The sequence below is a fragment of the Pseudomonas sp. CFII64 genome (assembly GCF_000416235.1).
Lineage (GTDB): Bacteria > Pseudomonadota > Gammaproteobacteria > Pseudomonadales > Pseudomonadaceae > Aquipseudomonas.
The window spans coordinates 1-1,790 of the sequence record NZ_ATLO01000038.1 but is presented as its reverse complement, the minus strand read 5'-3'; the positions used below and the strand labels follow the sequence as shown (position 1 = coordinate 1,790).

Below are 1,790 nucleotides of genomic sequence, written 5' to 3'. Positions count from 1 at the left end.
GCCGCTTCAATGGCCGCGTTGAGGGCCAGCAGGTTGGTCTGTTCGGCCACGGCCTTGATCACGTCCATGACTTTGCCGATCTTGTCGCTTTCCTGCTCCAGCACGGTCATGGCATCGGTGGAACGCAGGACTTCAGCGGCCAGACGCTCGATCTGAGCGATGGCTTCGCCCACCACCTTGTCGCCGGCGCGGGCTTCTTTGTCGGCTGTTGACGCGGCGTCGGAGGCTTTCTCGGCGTTGCGGGCGACTTCGGCGACCGTTGCCGACATCTCGTGCATGGCAGTGGCCACCTGGTCGGTCTCGACCTTCTGGCTGTTGACGCCGGCGCTGGTCTGCTCGGTGACGGCCGACAGTTCTTCGGCTGCGCTGGCGATCTGCACCACGCTGTCACGAATGCCGCCGATCAAATCGCGCAAAGTGCTGCCCATACGCTGGATGCCTTGCTGCAACACACCCAATTCGTCGCGACGGGTCACGGTCATGGTGTGAGTGAGGTCGCCGGAAGCAATGCGCTCGACGACATTCAGAGTGTCCTGCAGCGGACGGGTGATTTGTCGCGTAATAACCGCTGCCGCGAGGATGCCCAACACCAGGGCCAGCAGCGTGCAGGTGATTTGCAGGGTGCGTGCCTGGCTGGCGTTTTGTTCGCGTGCGTTGAGCTGGAACTCGTACATGATGTCACTCAGTTGAGTGATCGCTCGCCCTTGATCAAAGGTTTCCTTGCTCGCGTTGACCACATCCGCGTTCGCAGCGGTAAAGCGCTGCACGGCGGCACGGTAGCCAATCAGCGCAGTCTCCAGTTGCTTGAGTCGGTCACCATGCACGGCACCAAATCTGGCGTTGAGCTGCTCCATGCCCTTGAGTGCGGTCTCCAGCTGGCGGGTGGCCTTTTCCTGAGTGGCCACCGTGGCGTTACCGGTGTAACCGCGGACTTCATAGCGCACCAGCGCCAGGTTTTCCTTGGCTTTCATGATGTCTTGAAAGGCTTCGAAACGTTCGTCGGAAGCGGGCATCTTCATGACGTCATCCATGATTTGCCCGATCAGCTCGGCGCCTTTGACGGCATACACGCCCATTTCCTTGCGTACGGCGACATCCGTTTTGTAGGCCTCGCGCATCTTGCTCAGCGACTTTTGATAGTCGGCGGTCAGGTTGTTGATCTTCTGCAGGTTGCCCAGGTTGATAGGGCTGAGGAAAACACTCGACAGTCTCTTTTGCTGCGCATCGAATCGATTCAACGCGGCTTGTGCCAGGTCCGCGCTCTTCTCGTCGCCGTTATCCACCACGTACTGCAAGCGGGCCGAATTCACATCGTCCAGCAATGCGTTGAGTTGGGTGATGTTGACCATCCTGTCACTGCGTTCAATCAGCTTGCTCACGCTGCTCCAGCCAGTGACTGCAAGCAGGGCTGTAAGCGCCAGGACTACGCCGAAACCCAGCGCCAGTTTCATTTTGACGCTGATATTTGCAAACCAGGTATTCATGACTCTCCTTGGGTTTTCTAGCCAGAGCTGAGGCTGGGGAAGCAGCGACAGTGAGTGACTGACACGGATATGCGCGGTTAGAGGGGGCGTTAGTTTAAGTATAAATTGGTATAGATGAATGTATGAATAGCAAAAAAGATGGCTCTAAGCCATCATTTCTCCGATTCAGTCTATCGAGGAGAGGGTAGGTCGAGGATCTTGCAAATACGTGCTGCTGAAACGATCAAGCCCGACTAGTTAGCCGGCTTGATCTTATTGTTGCGCCTTAAACTCTGAAATCAGATCTTGAAGTGGCTGACCATCGTT

At 56.9% G+C, this 1,790-nt stretch carries 1 protein-coding gene; it reads right to left on the bottom strand.

Annotated elements, in window-relative coordinates; translation table 11 throughout:
- Positions 1-1,484: methyl-accepting chemotaxis protein (locus CFII64_RS17170; protein ID WP_020292080.1), on the bottom strand; the 1,484-nt coding region annotated here is incomplete at its 3' end.
- Positions 1,485-1,790: the final 306 nt, after the last annotated feature.